We start from the raw sequence: 16268 nt of genomic DNA, 5'->3' as shown, positions 1-16268 counted from the left end.
TAACCCCGTACAGCCCCAGCGATGGTGGCAGCGTGTGCTGCCGATCCAGACAATACAGGATCGGATTCTGCTGTGGGCTTGGGGTAGCCTTGTTTTGACCCTGCTGTCCTTCGCCTGTTCACTGCTTGGCGACAATTTCACGGCGATCGCTTTCGCCGCTTTTCTGGCCGCTTCGCTGACGCTCGTCGGCGCCATCATGGATATCACGGCCCTGAAGAAGGCTCACGCTGAGCTGGAGCGGAGCGAGCTGCGCTACCGCCATCTGTTCAGCCGGATGCCGATCGCATTCCGGCAGCTCGACGCCAGCAGGCTGGTCGCGCTGTTTCGAAAGCTGCGCGCCGAGGGCGTCAAGGATCTCGGCGCCTATTTCGACAGCCATCCCGAGTTTCTGCGGACCTGCATGGACGCGCTCTCGTTTCAGGAGGCCAACGAACGGGCCATCCAGATGTTCGGGGGAGGCGCGGAAGGCTATGTCGGACGTTCCCTGGCCGACAGCTGGAAGGAACGCCCCGACACGTTCCGGCGCGCGATGGAATCCCGCTATCGCGGCGAGACGAACTTCGAGGAAGAGACCAGGATGGTCACATGGGACGGCCGCGTCGTCGACGTTCTCTTCACGACCGCCCGCGTCGGCCCCATCAACGATCTCGAGGTCAGCCTGGTCGGCACCATCGACATCTCGCAACGCGTTCGCGCCCAGCAGAAGCTCCAGCAGGTACAGGCCGAGTTTGCGCATGCAGCGCGGGTCTCGATGCTTGGCGAGCTCACTGCCTCGATCGCGCACGAAGTCAATCAGCCCCTCGCCGCCATCGCCACCAACGGCGCCGCCGGGCTGCGGTGGCTGAACAGGCCGGTGCCCGATATCGGCGAGATCCGCAAGACCATCGAAAACATCGTCGTGGATACTCAACGCGCCGCCAAGATCGTGGCACGCGTTCACGGCATGGCCTCCCGGAAAGCCCCCGAGCAGGCATTCCTGCCATTCGACGAGATCATTCGCGAAGCGCTTCTGTTCCTGGGGCACGAGCTCGAATCCCGCAGCGTCGCGATCCTGCACCGGCCTGAGCCGGCCGCGCCGCAGGTGTTCGGCGACCGCACCCAGCTGCAGCAGGTGATCGTCAATCTGGCCATCAACGCGGTGCAGGCGATGACACAAGCCGGATATGACGATCGCAGGATCGTCATCAGCACGGTCGCGCAGGATGCATCCACGCTGTGCTGCTCCGTGGAGGACAACGGCCCCGGCATCGCCAGCGAACATCTCGGACGGCTCTTTGAAAGCTTCTTCACGACCAAGGAGAGCGGCATGGGCATGGGACTGCCGATCTGCCGGTCGATCGTCGAAGCACATGGCGGCCGGATCGGCGCAGAGGCAAGCGCCGCGGAGGGCGGCGCCCGTTTCTGGTTCACCCTGCCGATCTCCATCGCGGCGGATCCGCCGCGGTCCGATCTCGGTGTGGATGCCTGACCGCGACTGTTCCGCGATTACCCCTGTTGCTCCAGGCCGGTCGAACGCACCAGACGGATCGGAATGCCCTTGTATGACGGCGTGAAGCTGAGGGGATCGCGGGCATAGAGCGGGACCAGCGGATTGGTCTCCGGGTAGTACGCCGCACAGCAGCCGGTCGGGAAGGAATAGGCCACGACGCGAAAGTTGCGCACGATACGATTGGCGCCATCGGTCGAGGCGGTGATCAGATCGACGCGATCGCCGTCAGCCAACCCCCTCCTCTTCAACTCGTATTCGTTGAGGAACACGACGTCGCGCTGGCCGAACACGCCGCGATAGCGGTCCGACATCGAGTAGAGCGTGGTGTTGTACTGGTCGTGGCTGCGTATGGTGGTGAGCCACAGGAAATCGTCATCACTCTGCGGCGGATCCTCGCCGCAGCCCGGAAAGACCAGGAAGTTGGCCTTGCCCGACGGCGTCGCCCAGATGCGCTCGCGCGCCGTCGAGGTGAGATGGAAGCCGCCGGGGACGCGGATGCGGGCATTGTAGCCCTGGAAGATCGGCAACACCGCCTCGATCGCATCGCGAATGCGGTCGTAGTCGGCAACGAAGCCATCCCAGTCGACCACCGTGCGCTCGCCCAGCGTCGCCTTGGCGACACCGGCGATGATCGCGACCTCGCTGCGCAGATGCTCCGACGCTGGCTTGTTGCGTCCGCCGGACGCATGCACCATCGACATCGAGTCCTCCACCGTGATCGACTGCGGCCCCGTCGCCTGGATATCGATCTCCGTGCGGCCGAGGCACGGCAGGATCAGGGCGGCGCGGCCGTGGATCAGGTGGCTGCGGTTGAGCTTGGTCGAGACGTGGACGGTCAGATCGAGCTTGCCGAGCGCCGCCTGCGTCGCCTGCCAATCCGGAATGGCCGCGGCGAAATTGCCGCCCATCGCGAAGAAGGCCTTCACCTCGCCGCGGATCATGGCTTCCAGCGCGGTCACCACGTTGTGTCCCGGCGCGGACGGAGGCTTGAAGCCGAAGCGTTGCTCCAGACGCTCGAGGAAGTCGGTCTTGGGGACCTCCGTGATCCCCACGGTCCGATCCCCCTGCACGTTGGAATGGCCGCGAACCGGGCAGACGCCGGCGCCTTCGCGCCCGACATTGCCGCGCAGCAGCGCGAGATTGGCGATCTGCTGGACGTTGTTTGCACCACGCCAATGCTGCGTAATGCCCATGCCGTAGACGAGAATGGCGCGCTCCGCCTTCATATAGGCGCCGGCCGCATATTCCATGTCCTCGCGCGTCAGGCCGGACTGGCGTTCGATGTCGGGCCATTGCGTGCGCTTGAGATCGTCGATCAGCGCTTCAACTCCGACGGTGTGACCGCGAATGAAATCCCAATCGAGGATCTCCGGCTGCTCAGCAGCGCGGGCGGCTTCATCCACCTCCACCAGGATCTTCATGATCCCCTTGAGGACGGCGACGTCGCCGCCGACCCGCACCTGGAACAGCTTCGAGCTGATCGTCGTCGACGACAGCGTAATCATCTCGACGGGGCTCTGCGGCGCCTGGAAACGCTCGAGCGCCCGCTCGCGGAACGGATTGAATGAGATAATGGAGGCGCCGCGGCGGGCCGCATTGCGCAGGCTGGTCATCATCCGCGGACTGTTGGTGCCAGGATTCTGGCCGAAGATGAAGATGCAATCGGCCTTGTCGAAATCCTCCAGCAGCACGGTGCCCTTGCCGACCCCAAGCGAGTGCGGCAGGCCGACGCTGGTCGCCTCATGGCACATGTTCGAGCAGTCGGGGAAATTGTTGGTGCCGTATTCGCGCACGAACAGCTGATAGAGGAACGCCGCCTCGTTCGAGGTCCGCCCGGACGTATAGAACTCTGCCATGTTCGGATCCGGCAATGCCTTAAGCTCACGCCCGATCATGTCGAACGCGTCGTTCCACTCCACGGGAAGATAGCGGTCGGATGCGGCATCATAGGCCATAGGATGCGTGAGCCGCCCGACCATTTCGAGATCGTAGTCGCTCCAGCTCGCGAGCTCGGTGACGGTGTGCTCGGCGAAGAATTCGGGGGTGCAGCGCTTCGACGTCGCTTCCCAGGCGATCGCCTTGCCGCCATTCTCGCAGAATTCGAATGACGACGTGTGCTTCGGATCTGGCCAGGCGCAGCCGGGGCAATCAAAACCTTCCGGCTGGTTCATCCGTCGGAGCGTCGCTGCACCCTTCAGCGGCACCCGTTGCACCAGAAGCGCCTCGCTGAGTGCCTTGAGTGCACCCCAGCCGCCGGCGGGTTCACGGTAGGGACGAACCGATTTCGTGGTCATCTGGACATCTCTCGGTATGGCAATTCTCCCGGCCAGTTAAGGATCGTGTAGGCAGAGCCGTCTTTTCAAAACGAAGCACAATTTCGCAATTGCCACGTTCGGCCCCGGCCTGCTGGCAGCAGCAGCCAGTGCATTCCAGCAAAAAGAGCGCCGTTCACGGAAGCTGAAACGGGAAGCGGAAACTAGGTTTGGAGGTTGGAGCCCCATTGCGATGGAGGCCTTTCGTCTTTTCAGGAGCGACCCAAGATGTTTTCAAGACGTGATCTGTTGGCCATGTCCGCGGCGGGCGCCGCCATAGTCGGCTCCAGTGCGCAGGCCGCAACCTTCGGCAATCCGGACGAGCCGCCGCAAGGCGCCGTGAATGCCAAGAGCCCCGGCAGCCTGACCGATCCCGGTCCGCAGAACCCCGTGCTGGCCAAGCAATTCCCCTCCGCGCAGACCCCGCCCGCGACCGACGTCGGCGGCCTGCCGATGGATTGGGCCTCGTTCAACAACGCGCCAAGACGCATCCAGGATGGCGGCTGGGCCCGTCAGGTCACCGTCGAGGACTTCGCCATCTCCAAAGAAATCTCCGGCGTCAACATGCGCCTGTCCGCCGGCGGCATCCGTGAGCTGCACTGGCACCAGGCCGCCGAATGGGCGATCATGACCTACGGCAGCTGCCGTATCACCGTGCTCGACGCGCAGGGGCGCCCCTATGTCGGCGACCTCAAGGCCGGCGACCTCTGGTATTTTCCCGCGGGCGCACCGCATTCGCTGCAGGGCTTGGGCCCCGACGGCTGCGAATTCGTGATCTGCTTTGATGACGGCCACGCCAATGAGTTCAACACGCTGCTGGTGACGGATTGGTTCGCCCATACCCCGCCCGAGGTGCTGGCGAAGAACTTTGGTGTGCCGGTGGATGCCTTCGCGAAGATCCCGCTGCACAATCGCTGGATATTCCAGGGCACCGTACCCGGCGATCTCGCCGCCGATCGCGCTGCGGTCGCCAAACACGCCGAAGCGCCACCCTACCCCTTCATCCATTCGCTTGGCAGCTCGACCCCGGTCAAGGAGAGCTCGGCCGGCAGCATCCGCGTCGCCGACAGCAGCAACTTCAAAGTCGCCACCACCGTCGCAGCGGCGCTGGTGACGATGCCGCCAGGCGCGGTGCGGGAGATGCACTGGCATCCGAACGCCGACGAATGGCAGTACTACATCAAGGGCAGGGCGCGGATGACGGTGTTCGACACCGGCCCCAATGCGCTGACGACGGACTTCTCGGCCGGCGATATCGGCTATGTCCGGCGCAATCTCGGCCATTACGTCGAGAATGTCGGCGACACCGAGCTGCAGTTCATCGGCGTGTTCCGTGCGCCGCGCTACGAGGAGGTCTCGCTCTCCAACTGGTTGACGCACACGCCGCCCAGCCTGGTCGCCCAGCATTTCAACATCGACGAGAAGCTGATCGCGCAATGGCCGGACAACGGCCCGGGCGTCATGCCCAAGTCCTGAAAGACTTCGGGTCCTCAATGAGAAAGGCGCCGAAACCGGCGCCTTTCTTTTTATGCAACCCACAGCAAGTTCGAGCGCACGGCGGTCAGTAGTGATCAGCGGCCGGGGCCGCCTTGCCGCGGAACACGCGATAACCGACCGCGACATAGAGCAGCATCAGCGGAAACACGAACAGGCCGGCACCCCAAAACATGAATGCGAGACTCGAATGAGGCGCCGCGGCCTCGTCGATCGTGATGACGAACGGGATCATGTAGGGCCAAAACGATAGAGCGAGCGTGCCGAACGCCGCGGCAAAGATCAGTGAAACCATGTGGAATGGCCAATAATCGTCGTGGCGCACGATGCTCGTGGCGAGAACCGAGGCGGCGCCCGCGCCGATGAGGGGGAACACGAACAGATAGGGCCGTTCGATCCATCGGCGCAGAATGGGCAGATGTTCGATCAGGGCATGTGTGAAGACGACAACGAGGAAAGCCAGCACGGCGACCGCAAGCAACGGAACCAGATGCCGCGTCGCGTCTCGGACGGGACCATCGCACTTCCTCACGAGCCAGCACGCACCGAGCAACGCGTAACCGAAGCACAGGCCGATCCCGCACAAGACCGAAAAGGTCGTCAGCCAGCCGAAGGTGCCTCCGGCATATTCGCCGTTCGAGAATTCTAGTCCCTCGACCAGCGCTCCGACCATCGCGCCCTGCATGAAGCTCGCGGCAAACGATCCCGCGATGAAGCTGACGTCCCAGATCCAGCGCGAGCGCGATGCCTTGCCGCGAAACTCGAATGCCACCCCACGCAGGATCAGTCCCAGAAGCATGACCAGCACCGGGATATAGAGCGCGGACAGCAGCATGGAATAGACCACGGGAAACGCGCCCCACATGATCACGCCGGTGACGATCAGCCAGGTTTCGTTCCCGTCCCAGACGGGAGCGATCGTGCGCAGCATCGCCTCACGATTCGCCTCGTTGCCGGCAAAGCCAAACAGCATCCCGACGCCGAGGTCGAATCCGTCCAGAAGGAGATAGATCAGGGTACTGATGGCAAGAAGTGCAACCCAGAACGTCACCATGGCTATTCTCCCGCTTCGGCGATTGCCGGCATCTTGTCGGCGAGCGACATCGGCCGGTTGGGCACCGGAACATGCAATGGCTTGCCGCCAAGCCCCGCCGGCCCGGCGCGCAGCAGCCGATAGATGTAGTAGGTCCCGAACGAGAAGATGAAGGCGTAGACCGCGACGAACAGGATCAGCGAGGTCATAGCGGCGGACGCCGTCAGGAACGGCGTCACGGCGTCAGCGGTCCGCAACACGCCGTAGATGGTCCACGGCTGGCGGCCAACCTCCGCGGTGTACCATCCGGTCAGGATCCCGATCCAGGGCAATGGAAAGCTGAGGAAGATGCCCCACAGCAGCACGCGGCTGCGCTCGAGCCGGTGCTTGAGCCCGAGCCAGGTCCCGAGCCAGGCCAGTCCCAGCATCACGAAGCCGCAGCCGACCATGATACGGAAGGCAAAGAACGGGATCGCCACCGGCGGCCGGTCCTGCGGCGCGAAGCTGGTCAGGCCGACCTCCTTCGAGCTCAGACTCATGCTTGCGATGATGCTGCCGAGCACCGGAATCGAAATCGCGTATCTGTTCGATTCGGTGCTCGAATCCGGGATCGCGATCAGCACCTCGGAGGCCGGCTGCTCGTCATGCCAGCGCGCCTCGATCGCGGCGAACTTCGCCGGCTGATAGTCGTGCACGTAGTCCCCGACGAGATGCCCGATGAAGAGCTGCACCGGAAGCAGCACCGCCGCGAGCGCAAGACCCATGCGCAGCATCACATGCGCCTCGGCGCGATAGGTCCGCCGCAGCAGGTACCACGCCCCGGTCGCCGCCACGCAGAAGGCGCCGGTGAGATAAGAAGCGAGCAGCATGTGCGGGAAGCGGACCCAGACCACCCGATTGAAGATGATCTGTACCCAGTCGTTCGGAACGAACTGGCCGTTCTGAAGGACATAGCCGGTCGGCACTTGCATCCAGCTGTTGTTGACCATGATCCAGAATGCCGACAGCGTGGTGCCGACCGCGACCATTGCGGTGGAGAACAGGTAGAACCAGGGCGGCACCCGCGGCCGGCCGAAGATGAGGATGCCGAAGAAGCCGGCCTCCAGCATGAAGGCGGTGAACGTCTCGTAGGATAGCAACGGCCCCTGGATCGGCCCCGACATCTTCGAGAGCACGCTCCAGTTCGTTCCGAACTGGAACGCCATCACCACGCCCGATACCACGCCCATGCCGAAGGCGACGCCGAAGATCTTGAGCCAGAACTCGAACAGGGTCCGATAAACGGGCCTGCCGCTGTACTGGTGCATCGCTTCGAGCACGGTGAGCCAGGCGGCGAGCCCGATCGTGAACGCCGGGAAGATGATGTGGAACGAGATCGTGAAGGCGAACTGCAGCCGCGAGAGGAGAAGCGCCGTCGGGTCCATGGCAAGCCCCCTCTTTACTCACGCCCGCTTCGCGACCGCCGGCGCGCGTGCGGCCGGCTGCGGGATGTTGTCGACCTTGAGCACCTCTGCCGTCGCGGCGCGGATCTGGCGGCAGAGATCCGCATCCTGGATCAGCGAGACGCCATAGGACGGAATGATCTGCTTCAGCCTCGGCAGCCAGGCGCTTGCCGTCAGCTCGCCGGCGAAGCACTTTTCGAGCACGCTGATGGCGATGAACGCCGCGGTGGAGGCGCCCGGCGAGGCGCCAAGAAGGGCGACCAGCGAATGATCGTCGGCGCCGACGAGCTCGGTGCCGAACTCGAGCAATCCGCCGCGCTTGACGTCGGGCTTGATGATCTGGACGCGCTGGCCGGCCACCTGCAGCCTCCAGTCCTTCGGATCGGCCTTCGGGAAGTATTCGTCGAGCGCTGCCAGACGATGGCCCTCGGACTGGAGCACCTGCCCGACCAGATATTCGGTGAGGTCAAAATTGTCGCGCGCCACGGACAGCAGCGGCTTGACGTTCGCTGGACGAATGGACTCAAACAGGTCCAGCAGCGAGCCGTGCTTGAGGAACTTGCTTGAGAAGCCGGCATAAGGCCCGAACAACAACGAGTGCTGGCCGCCGATCACGCGCGTGTCGAGATGCGGAACCGACATCGGCGGCGAGCCGACCGCGGCCTTGCCGTAGACCTTGGCATGGTGGCGCCGGTTGATCTCCGGATCGTCGCAGCGCAGCCAGATCCCGCTGACCGGGAAGCCGCCATAGCCGCGCCCCTCCGGAATCCCGGACTTCTCGAGCAACGGCAGCGCACCGCCGCCGGCGCCGATGAAGACGAACTTCGCGCGAACCGATCGCGTCTCGCCGCTGGCGGTGTCACGGACCTCGATCCGCCACCGACCGCCCTGCTCCCGGTCAAGTCCGGTGACGCAGCTGCTGTAGCGGACCGCGCAGCCCGGCTGGCTGACGAGATGACTAACCAACAGATGCGTCAACGCGCCATAATCGACGTCGGTACCGGTGATGATCCGCGTTGCTGCAACCGGCTCATCCCCAGTCCTTCCATCCATGACCAGCGGCGCCCATTCGGCAATCTTCTTGGGATCCTCGGTATGCTCCATGCCCTCATAGCAATGATGGGCCGACATCGCCTTGAACCGCTTCCGCAGGAATTCAACGTTCTCCGCGCCGTGCACGAAGCTCATATGCGGGACCGGGTGGATGAAGGACCGCGGGTCGGCTATCGCACCCTGCCCGACGAGGTAAGACCAGAACTGCCGGGATAGATCGAACTCGACATTGACCTGGAGCGCCTTGGAGATGTCGATGCTGCCGTCCGGCCGCTGCGGCGTGTAGTTCATCTCGCAGTTTGCCGCGTGGCCGGTCCCGGCATTGTTCCAGGAATCGGAGCTTTCCTGCGCGCAATCTCCGAGAACCTCGAACATCTGGATCGACAACGACGGCTCGAGCTCCTTAAGAAAGACGCCGAGGGTCGCGCTCATGATGCCTGCGCCGATAAGGACAACGTCGATCTCGCGGTCGGAAGCTCCTGACATGGCTTTTTCCTTCGTTGGGTGTTGTTAGTTCGGATGGCTCGATCAAGCCCGCACGGATTGCCGCGCTTTGGCGCGGAACGGCACCTCTGCTCCGGGCTGCAGGATCACGTAGGCACGCCGCCAGGAGGAATCGTCGGTCAGTTTCCAGCTGTGGCCTGAACCCGCGGTGTCCTCGGCCAGCAAGACGTTGCCGGGGTGAATCAGGAAGTGGTGACCGTCACGCGTCTGGAAATCGAGTGTTCCGCTCAGCGTGAGCACGAGCTGGCGGACCGGCGCGGTGTGCCAGGCGAAAGCGCCACCCGATTCCGTCTCCTGGAAGGAAACACTGAGGGCATCGATCTTGCCGGTCAGAAAATCGCCACGCTGGCCCGGTTCGAACTCAAGGTACCCTTCCTCGAAATGCGAGTTGTTGTCCTCTCCCGTCCACAGGCGCACACAGCGGATCATGGTATCTCTCCTTGCATTGTCGTTGCTTTGATGCGCGGTGCTGTACGGGCCCGATCGCAGCCTTGCTCCCTCAACCGGCCTTCGCACCGATTGCGAGCGGCACCTTGACCTCAGCAACGTAAGGCTTGACCATCTTGGCGGGATCCACGATGCGGTCGAACTCGGGCTCGGTCACAAAGCCGAGCTTCAGCGCGGCCGATTTCAACGTGAGATCGTTGTCCATCGCGTAGTGCGCGATGCGCGACGCCTTGTCGTAGCCGATCACCGGCGCCAGCGCCGTCACGAGCATCAGCGACCTCTCGACATACTCCTGGATCTTCCTGCGGTTCGGCTCGGTACCCTCGACGAGGAAGGTACGGAAATTAGTGCAGCCGTCGGTGAGGATGGTGACGGACTGGGCGATGTTGTGGATGATCAGAGGCTTGTAGACGTTCATCTCCAGGTAGCCGCCGGCGCCCCCGAACCCGACGGCAACGTCGTTCGCCATCACCTGCACCGCGATCATCGTCAACGCTTCCGCCTGGGTCGGATTGACCTTGCCCGGCATGATCGATGAGCCCGGCTCGTTCTCGGGAATGTGCAGCTCGGCAAAGCCCGCGCGCGGACCGCAGGACAAAAGGCGGATGTCGTTTGCGATCTTGTAGAGCGAGCCGGCAAGCGTACGCAGTGTACCCGAGAGTTGCACCAGCGCGTCGTGCGCGCCTTGCACGGCGAATTTGTTCGGTGCGCTGACGAAGGGCAAGCCGGTCAACCGCGCGATCTCGGCGGCGACTGCTTCTGCAAAACCCGGTGCTGCGTTGATGCCGGTGCCGACGGCCGTGCCGCCCAGCGCGAGCCGGTAAACGCCCTTGAGCGCGTCGTTGATGCGGACCAGATTGTCGGCGAGCATGACGGCGTAGCCGGACCACTCCTGCCCGAGCGTCAGCGGGGTGGCATCCTGCATGTGGGTTCGACCGATCTTGACAATGTCGTCCCACTGGCTCGACTTCGCCGCGATCGCGTCATGCAAGGCCGCGACCGCAGGAATGAGGCGTTCCGTCACGTTCAGCGCGGCCGCGACATACATGGCCGAGGGGAAGCTGTCGTTCGACGATTGCGACATGTTGACATGATCGTTCGGATGGACCGGCATCTTGCTGCCGAGAGCGGTGCCAGCGAGCTGGCAGCACCGGTTCGAAATCACCTCGTTCACGTTCATGTTGAATTGCGTTCCGCTCCCCGTCATCCAGACGTGAAGGGGGAACATATCGTGATGCTGCCCCGCGAGAATCTCGTCACAGACGTGGACGATCAGCTTGTGGATCTTGCCGCCGAGACGGCCGCCGGCGTAATTGGCGTTCGCAGCCGCCTTCTTCAGGATCGCATAGGCCTGGATCATCTCGCGCGGCATCAGGTCCCTGCCGATGCTGAAATGCTCGAGTGAACGTTGCGTCTGCGCGCCCCAGAGCTTGTCCGCGGGAACGTTCACCTCGCCCAGGCTGTCTGTCTCTTTGCGGAAGTCGTTCATTCTTGCCTCTCGTGGCACTTGTGCGGCGCTGATCGAAGTGTACGAACCGCACCGCGCGCGCGCTTCCGCGAACGAACGTCCTTTTGCCGAATGGCATGGCGCGCGCCTCGACCTGCGACGGACAGACGCATTGCGAATACGAAAGGTTCGAAGCGTTGACGCAGCTTCAGTGCCGATGGCTCGGATGCCGGCACAGCCAGAGAACGCATGCCGACAATGCGATCGGCAGAGCGAGGCTCCATGCTCCGAGCCACCTCGTCACGCACCCCCCGACGACGGCGCCCATCAAGAACATCAGGCAAAGCGCGAGCATGGTTGCGGTGCCGCGCGCAGCATCGCGATCGGACGCTCCAAAGCTCTGATCGATGGCGCGAAGCATGTTTCCGGTCACCGCGACCGAGAGAAAGTTCCAATCCCCGACCCGTCTGAAGCTCGCCGACTGCAGTGCCACGCCAAAGGAGATGACGAGGATCACGATCTGATCGGGAGCGCGATGAAGCAACAGCATTGCCGCTGTCAGGCAGGCGATCTCTCCGGCGAGACAGCGTAGCGGCGCCCGGGAGCGGACCGCGACGACCGCGCCGAGGACGAAGGCCGCAAGCGGAAGGATATGGTGAAGCGCCCGGTGCCATTGCCCTAAGTCGGCATGGATCCCGAGGAAGACGACATTTCCGGTCTGCGAGCTCGCGAAGACGCCAAGCGACAGCCACGTAAAGGCGTCGAGAAAACCACCCGACATGCTGAGCAGGGATGCGACCAGCAGCGATCGTTCCGGAGCGAAGACCTCGACGCGCGTCTCGGCCAGCGGTTCGGTTGATGCGGCCTGCATCGTCATATCGGAGGTCAACAGCCGGCGCGCAGCGCGGCCTCTTCAGGCAGCAGGACGCGGCGCGGATGCGTGAATACGCCGTATCCGTCGTCGCGGGCGACGGCGAGAAGTGTGATTCCCGCCTCATTCGCAGTCTGGATGGCGAGCGCGGTCGGCGCGGAGACGGCCACGACGACCGGCGCGCCGATCATTGCCGCTTTCTGCACCATCTCAACCGAAACGCGGCTCGTCAAGAGAACGGCGCCGCCGCTGGCCGAGCTACCGTCGCGGACGATTGCACCAGCGAGCTTGTCGAGCGCGTTGTGCCGGCCAACATCCTCCCTGACCAGCGTGATGCCGCTGCGGGGGTGCCAGAAGGCCGCCGCATGAACGGACCTCGTCTGTTGATTCAACGTCTGCAGAGGAGACAGCGCCTGCATGGCGTTCAGCAGGTCCCCGGCGTGGAAGGCAATGCCGCGCCCCTCAACCCGCGAGGGCGTGCGACGCGCCTGTTCGAGGCTTTCGATGCCGCACAGCCCGCACCCGACCGGTCCGCTGATGGTACGGCGGCGCGCGGCCAGGGATGCGGCGCGATCACCGTCGAGCCACATCCGCACTTCCATGCCGAGCTCATTCGAGATCAGCTCGATGCTCCTGATCTCGTTCGCGCGGTCGACGATGGCTTCGGTGAGGCTGAAGCCGACACCGAAATCCTCCAGATCGGCCGGCGTTCCCATCATCACTGCATGGGTCGAGCCATTGTAGGTGAGCGCGATGGCGCTCTCTTCGGCAACCAGTCGCGACGTCGAGATCGTGCGGCCGCCGCGCCAGGCGATCTCCCGGTGCCGGGTGAATGTCGAACCCGTCGTCATGGCTCACACAGTCGCCGGCTCGGTCGAATACCGGGACGCGCGGCTTCTGAGCGCCAGCCCGAACGCAATGAAGCCCCATCCCTGGAAAACCAGATCAACGACCAGCATTGCACCGAGCAGCCACAGGCCGATGGCGGGCCAGGCCGAGAGCAGAAAAACGCCGACGCAGAATGTCACGACGCCGGCAGCCACGATCCAGCGCCAGCCCGCGGCCGGCCGCATATGGAAACCAGCCCAGATCCGCGTCGCCCCGGCGACGACCAGGAAGGCGCACACCACGATCGACAGTGTGAACGAAGCAAGTAGCGGATCGTAAAGGATAACGGCGCCGGCAGCGCCATAGACGATCCCGGCGAGCAGCCAGAACAGGAAGCCCCGGAGGCCGTGCGCCGAGAATGCATGCACGATCTGGAAGACCCCGGCGACTGCCATGGTCGCACCGATCACGAGCACGGAGGCAAGACTCGCCGCCATCAGATTGGCCGAGGCAATGCCGCCAAGGATCAGCTCACCGATCCCCAGCGCAACGAACCAGCCCCATTTTCCGGTGATCGCGTGAATGGCCCTTCCGAGCGACGCCTTCGAGTTCGACAGATCCGTCATGGCTTGACCCTTGTACGTATGGATGCGGTCAAGCCTACAGATATCTGCTCGGAGTCATCTTTCGAGGATGCCGCGATATTGTTTTGTCCGCACGATACGGACGCGCGCGCAGCTTGATCGATCAATGACGATCAGCAAACAACAGACGGAGGCGAGGGCCGCCCTCGCCTCCGTGTCGTCGCGGCAATCGGCCGGGCTCGCATTCCGGCCGCGTGACATGCCAGTGCCTAGGATTCCGGGCCGCTTCGGCCGGTCTCGTAAAGGAACCAGATCCGACGCTCGGTCTCATCGATCCAATTTTCTAGGAGACTGGCGGTCGCGACATCGCCGTACTCGTCGCAGAGCTCATGGACCCGGCGCATCTCCCGCGTCAGCTGCTGGTTGTCGCTGCGCAGTTCAGCCAGCATATCCTGCGGATCGACATAGTCGGCGTCGTTGTCGAGAATGCGCTGCTCGCGCGAGATCTGGCCGATCGACCGGAGTGTCGTTCCGCCGATCTTGCGTGCCCGCTCGGCAATGGCGTCGGTCATGGCAAAGATCTGCTCAGCCTGCTCGTCGAGCAGGAGGTGATAGTCGCGGAAGTGCCGGCCCGATACGTGCCAGTGGAAGTTCTTGGTCTTCAGGTAAAGCGCGAAAACGTCAGCCAGCAGCGCCCTCAGCGCAGCTGGAACATCCCGGTTCGCATTGGCCCCGAGGTCCGTCGGGCTTTGGAGGTCTGCCTTGGTCATTGTCGTCATCCTTGCTGGGGTTGAAAAGCTTTAACCGCGCGTTTTGCCGGCGCACGATGCGCTCAATCGGCCGGTGTCGTCCTGTTGCGCCATGGAACGAGCGCGATCGTCCCGAACACGCCGTCGCGGCGGATCAACGCGTGGAACAGCGCTGCTGCCATATGCAACAGCACGAGCGCAAAGAACGCGAAAGCCAGATAGTAGTGAGCGCCCCAGAGAAGCGTGTGTGCGCGGTCACTCTGCGGCAGCAACGCCGGAATTTGAATTCCGCCATACAGGACGACCGGATAGGCCGCAGCCCAAAGCATGCCGAGACCCAGCAACGGCATGACGATCATGAAGCCATAGAGGGCCAGGTGCGACAATCTCGCTCCCAACCTCATCGCCGGCGGAAGATCCGCCGGCAATGGCGGTGCGCCATAATGGAGCCGGAGTGCCAGCCTGATCACGACGAGGACCAGGAGCGTGAAACCGAGTGTCTTATGGATCAGGATAAGCGGCAGATATGTCGGCGCCACGCTGGACACCATGCCGACGCCGATGAACAACATGGCGGTGATGCAAGCGGCCATCAGCCAGTGCAGGATCCGCTGGATGGGCGCGAAACGCCGGGGCGCGTTGTTCATGGCTTGGCCGCCTCGGTTCGCGGATAGTCGCCGGCTTCGGCCGCGCGCAAATCGTAGGACTTGCGGTAGACCGACGAGCGAGCGGCCGGGAATGGATCGTCCGACACCCGGATTCCGCGCGGCAGCACGGTCGGATCGAAGTTGATGTCGCGGCAGGGCCCATCCCGCTCCGGTTCGATCCGCTGCACGACGAGCGTTCCGACCTGCACTGTGCGGCGGTCCGCGGGCCAGGCCTTGCTTGGATCCGCAGTCGGATCGCCGGGATCAGCGACAGTCGTGACCATGGTCCAGCGTTGCGGTCCGGCAACCCGGACTCGCTCCGTTATCTCCCGCTCGAGAAAATCCGGGCCGCGCTTTTCCAGCTCGGATTGCGATATCGGAACGACCGCCGTTGCCGGCAGCAACGACCATCGGACCGCGTGCTCGGCACCGTTCGCATCCGTGAAGATGAAGCTGTTGAGCCCGTGGTAGGGCTCCTCCGCATAGCTGGCGGTCCACGGTGCCGTCTTGGCCCAGGACGCGAAGGTCGCGAATTCCGGATTTGCCCCAATGAACGTTTTCATTGCCTCCGGATCCTTCTTGCCGGATGCAATCAGCAGGTCGTGAAACGCCTGCGGCGTGGACACCGCAAAGAACGGCGGATTGATCAACGCCATGCGCCACTCTTCGCCGTCCGGCGCTGCGATCCGCAATCCCATGCCGCGCACACGCACGGTCGCGTCCACGGCATTCGGGTCAGCCGTGCCGAGATTGAAGCGGCCCAGCGCCGGATAGCTGCCTCGCTCGAACACCCTGGCGCGGGACAGTTCGGAGCCGTTTCCGTTCGCCTCGAAAACGCCAGTGAAGCAGATTCCCTTGGCATGATTTCGCCGGTGTCCGAGCGGCGCGCCACCTGGAGGCGTCAGCGCCGCGATCATCCGCTCCGGCGTCAGGCGCCCCGGCGAAAACCAACCTGCCGTGTAGGCGAACGCGGCAGCGCCGCCTCCGAGGACGGCCGCAATCAACACGAGCGAGCCGAACCCCGAACGCGGCAGGTTACTTGACGAATTCATCATTTCTCCTTGCAACGCGCGAACCGGTCCACCACCGGCCACACGACCGTCCTGAAACGGCGCGGGTTTCTTGTAGCCGGCGGCCACAGCCGCGATCTTCTGAAATCCGCCGCCATTTTCGAGAAGGCACGCCCGGACTGGTCCAGTCCGCAACGGGGCGCGTCCGCAGCCCCCTTCGGGCCATCTCGAAATAATTCGTGCGAATTGAAAATCACCCACCGGGCTCGAAAGACCCGACTTGTGCCGGCGCCTATGTCAGATGCTCTTCGCGCAAGGACAGCGGTTGATCGGGGATGATGAACGTGTCGCGCTGACG

At 63.7% G+C, this 16268-nt stretch carries 14 protein-coding genes; 2 read left to right on the top strand and 12 right to left on the bottom strand.

What is annotated here, in order from left to right; all coding sequences use genetic code 11:
• Nucleotides 1-94: 94 nt before the first annotated feature.
• The gene (locus tag WN72_RS18200; RefSeq protein ID WP_244553821.1) at nt 95-1468 is read left to right on the top strand and encodes a sensor histidine kinase; all 1374 of its coding nucleotides are present in this window, start codon (nt 95-97) and stop codon (nt 1466-1468) included.
• A 17-nt stretch (nt 1469-1485) separates the two neighbouring features.
• Here the strand turns inward: WN72_RS18200 and WN72_RS18195 are convergent, their stop codons facing one another.
• On the bottom strand, nt 1486-3783 hold the full coding sequence (locus tag WN72_RS18195) for an FdhF/YdeP family oxidoreductase (protein ID WP_092217428.1): 2298 nt from the start codon (nt 3781-3783) through the stop codon (nt 1486-1488).
• 246 nt (nt 3784-4029) lie between these two features.
• Here WN72_RS18195 and WN72_RS18190 point away from each other — a divergent pair, with 246 nt between their 5' ends.
• Nucleotides 4030-5277 (top strand): oxalate decarboxylase family bicupin, encoded by a 1248-nt coding sequence (locus WN72_RS18190; protein WP_092217429.1) that lies wholly within the window; start codon nt 4030-4032, stop codon nt 5275-5277.
• Nucleotides 5278-5362: 85 nt separating this feature from the next.
• Here the strand turns inward: WN72_RS18190 and cydB are convergent, their stop codons facing one another.
• The 11 genes from cydB to WN72_RS18135 form a co-directional block, all read right to left on the bottom strand.
• A complete protein-coding gene (gene cydB / locus WN72_RS18185; protein ID WP_092217430.1) occupies nt 5363-6349 on the bottom strand; it encodes a cytochrome d ubiquinol oxidase subunit II in 987 nt (328 codons plus the stop codon).
• A 2-nt stretch (nt 6350-6351) separates the two neighbouring features.
• A complete protein-coding gene (locus tag WN72_RS18180; protein ID WP_092217431.1) occupies nt 6352-7752 on the bottom strand; it encodes a cytochrome ubiquinol oxidase subunit I in 1401 nt (466 codons plus the stop codon).
• Nucleotides 7753-7770: 18 nt separating this feature from the next.
• Nucleotides 7771-9309: a malate dehydrogenase (quinone) gene (mqo, locus tag WN72_RS18175; protein WP_092217432.1), complete on the bottom strand. Its 1539-nt coding sequence runs from the start codon at nt 9307-9309 to the stop codon at nt 7771-7773.
• 42 nt (nt 9310-9351) lie between these two features.
• The gene (locus tag WN72_RS18170) at nt 9352-9756 is read right to left on the bottom strand and encodes a cupin domain-containing protein (RefSeq protein WP_092217433.1); all 405 of its coding nucleotides are present in this window, start codon (nt 9754-9756) and stop codon (nt 9352-9354) included.
• Nucleotides 9757-9826: 70 nt separating this feature from the next.
• Nucleotides 9827-11263 carry a class II fumarate hydratase gene (gene fumC, locus WN72_RS18165; RefSeq protein ID WP_092217434.1) on the bottom strand — a complete coding sequence of 479 codons (1437 nt, stop codon included), beginning with the start codon at nt 11261-11263 and terminating at the stop codon, nt 9827-9829.
• A 166-nt stretch (nt 11264-11429) separates the two neighbouring features.
• Nucleotides 11430-12092, bottom strand: a complete 663-nt coding sequence (locus tag WN72_RS18160) for a YoaK family protein (protein ID WP_244553822.1) — start codon at nt 12090-12092, stop codon at nt 11430-11432.
• A 14-nt stretch (nt 12093-12106) separates the two neighbouring features.
• Complete coding sequence (gene fdhD, locus WN72_RS18155; protein ID WP_027559111.1) at nt 12107-12943, bottom strand: formate dehydrogenase accessory sulfurtransferase FdhD; 837 nt, start codon at nt 12941-12943, stop codon at nt 12107-12109.
• 3 nt (nt 12944-12946) lie between these two features.
• On the bottom strand, nt 12947-13546 hold the full coding sequence (locus WN72_RS18150) for an HdeD family acid-resistance protein (RefSeq protein WP_092217436.1): 600 nt from the start codon (nt 13544-13546) through the stop codon (nt 12947-12949).
• A gap of 227 nt (nt 13547-13773) precedes the next feature.
• Nucleotides 13774-14274, bottom strand: a complete 501-nt coding sequence (locus WN72_RS18145) for a Dps family protein (RefSeq protein WP_027559109.1) — start codon at nt 14272-14274, stop codon at nt 13774-13776.
• Nucleotides 14275-14336: 62 nt separating this feature from the next.
• Nucleotides 14337-14900 (bottom strand): cytochrome b, encoded by a 564-nt coding sequence (locus tag WN72_RS18140; RefSeq protein WP_092217438.1) that lies wholly within the window; start codon nt 14898-14900, stop codon nt 14337-14339.
• The gene (locus tag WN72_RS18135; protein ID WP_092217490.1) at nt 14897-15952 is read right to left on the bottom strand and encodes a catalase family peroxidase; all 1056 of its coding nucleotides are present in this window, start codon (nt 15950-15952) and stop codon (nt 14897-14899) included. Before WN72_RS18135 ends, WN72_RS18140 begins: the two co-directional genes overlap by 4 nt.
• Nucleotides 15953-16268: the final 316 nt, after the last annotated feature.

Source organism: Bradyrhizobium arachidis (assembly GCF_015291705.1).
Taxonomy (GTDB): Bacteria; Pseudomonadota; Alphaproteobacteria; order Rhizobiales; family Xanthobacteraceae; genus Bradyrhizobium; species Bradyrhizobium arachidis.
The sequence above is the reverse complement of the archived record's forward strand: the minus strand, read 5'-3'. Positions and strand labels throughout refer to the sequence as shown.

What these genes read in the sequence shown, in the direction of transcription:
- WN72_RS18195 (WP_092217428.1), bottom strand. Translation starts at nt 3,783, where the DNA reads ATGACCACGAAATCGGTTCGTCCCTACCGTGAACCCGCCGGCGGCTGG.
- WN72_RS18190 (WP_092217429.1), top strand. Translation starts at nt 4,030, where the DNA reads ATGTTTTCAAGACGTGATCTGTTGGCCATGTCCGCGGCGGGCGCCGCC.
- cydB (WP_092217430.1), bottom strand. Translation starts at nt 6,349, where the DNA reads ATGGTGACGTTCTGGGTTGCACTTCTTGCCATCAGTACCCTGATCTAT.
- WN72_RS18180 (WP_092217431.1), bottom strand. Translation starts at nt 7,752, where the DNA reads ATGGACCCGACGGCGCTTCTCCTCTCGCGGCTGCAGTTCGCCTTCACG.
- mqo (WP_092217432.1), bottom strand. Translation starts at nt 9,309, where the DNA reads ATGTCAGGAGCTTCCGACCGCGAGATCGACGTTGTCCTTATCGGCGCA.
- WN72_RS18170 (WP_092217433.1), bottom strand. Translation starts at nt 9,756, where the DNA reads ATGATCCGCTGTGTGCGCCTGTGGACGGGAGAGGACAACAACTCGCAT.
- fumC (WP_092217434.1), bottom strand. Translation starts at nt 11,263, where the DNA reads ATGAACGACTTCCGCAAAGAGACAGACAGCCTGGGCGAGGTGAACGTT.
- WN72_RS18160 (WP_244553822.1), bottom strand. Translation starts at nt 12,092, where the DNA reads ATGCAGGCCGCATCAACCGAACCGCTGGCCGAGACGCGCGTCGAGGTC.
- fdhD (WP_027559111.1), bottom strand. Translation starts at nt 12,943, where the DNA reads ATGACGACGGGTTCGACATTCACCCGGCACCGGGAGATCGCCTGGCGC.
- WN72_RS18150 (WP_092217436.1), bottom strand. Translation starts at nt 13,546, where the DNA reads ATGACGGATCTGTCGAACTCGAAGGCGTCGCTCGGAAGGGCCATTCAC.
- WN72_RS18145 (WP_027559109.1), bottom strand. Translation starts at nt 14,274, where the DNA reads ATGACCAAGGCAGACCTCCAAAGCCCGACGGACCTCGGGGCCAATGCG.
- WN72_RS18140 (WP_092217438.1), bottom strand. Translation starts at nt 14,900, where the DNA reads ATGAACAACGCGCCCCGGCGTTTCGCGCCCATCCAGCGGATCCTGCAC.
- WN72_RS18135 (WP_092217490.1), bottom strand. Translation starts at nt 15,952, where the DNA reads ATGAATTCGTCAAGTAACCTGCCGCGTTCGGGGTTCGGCTCGCTCGTG.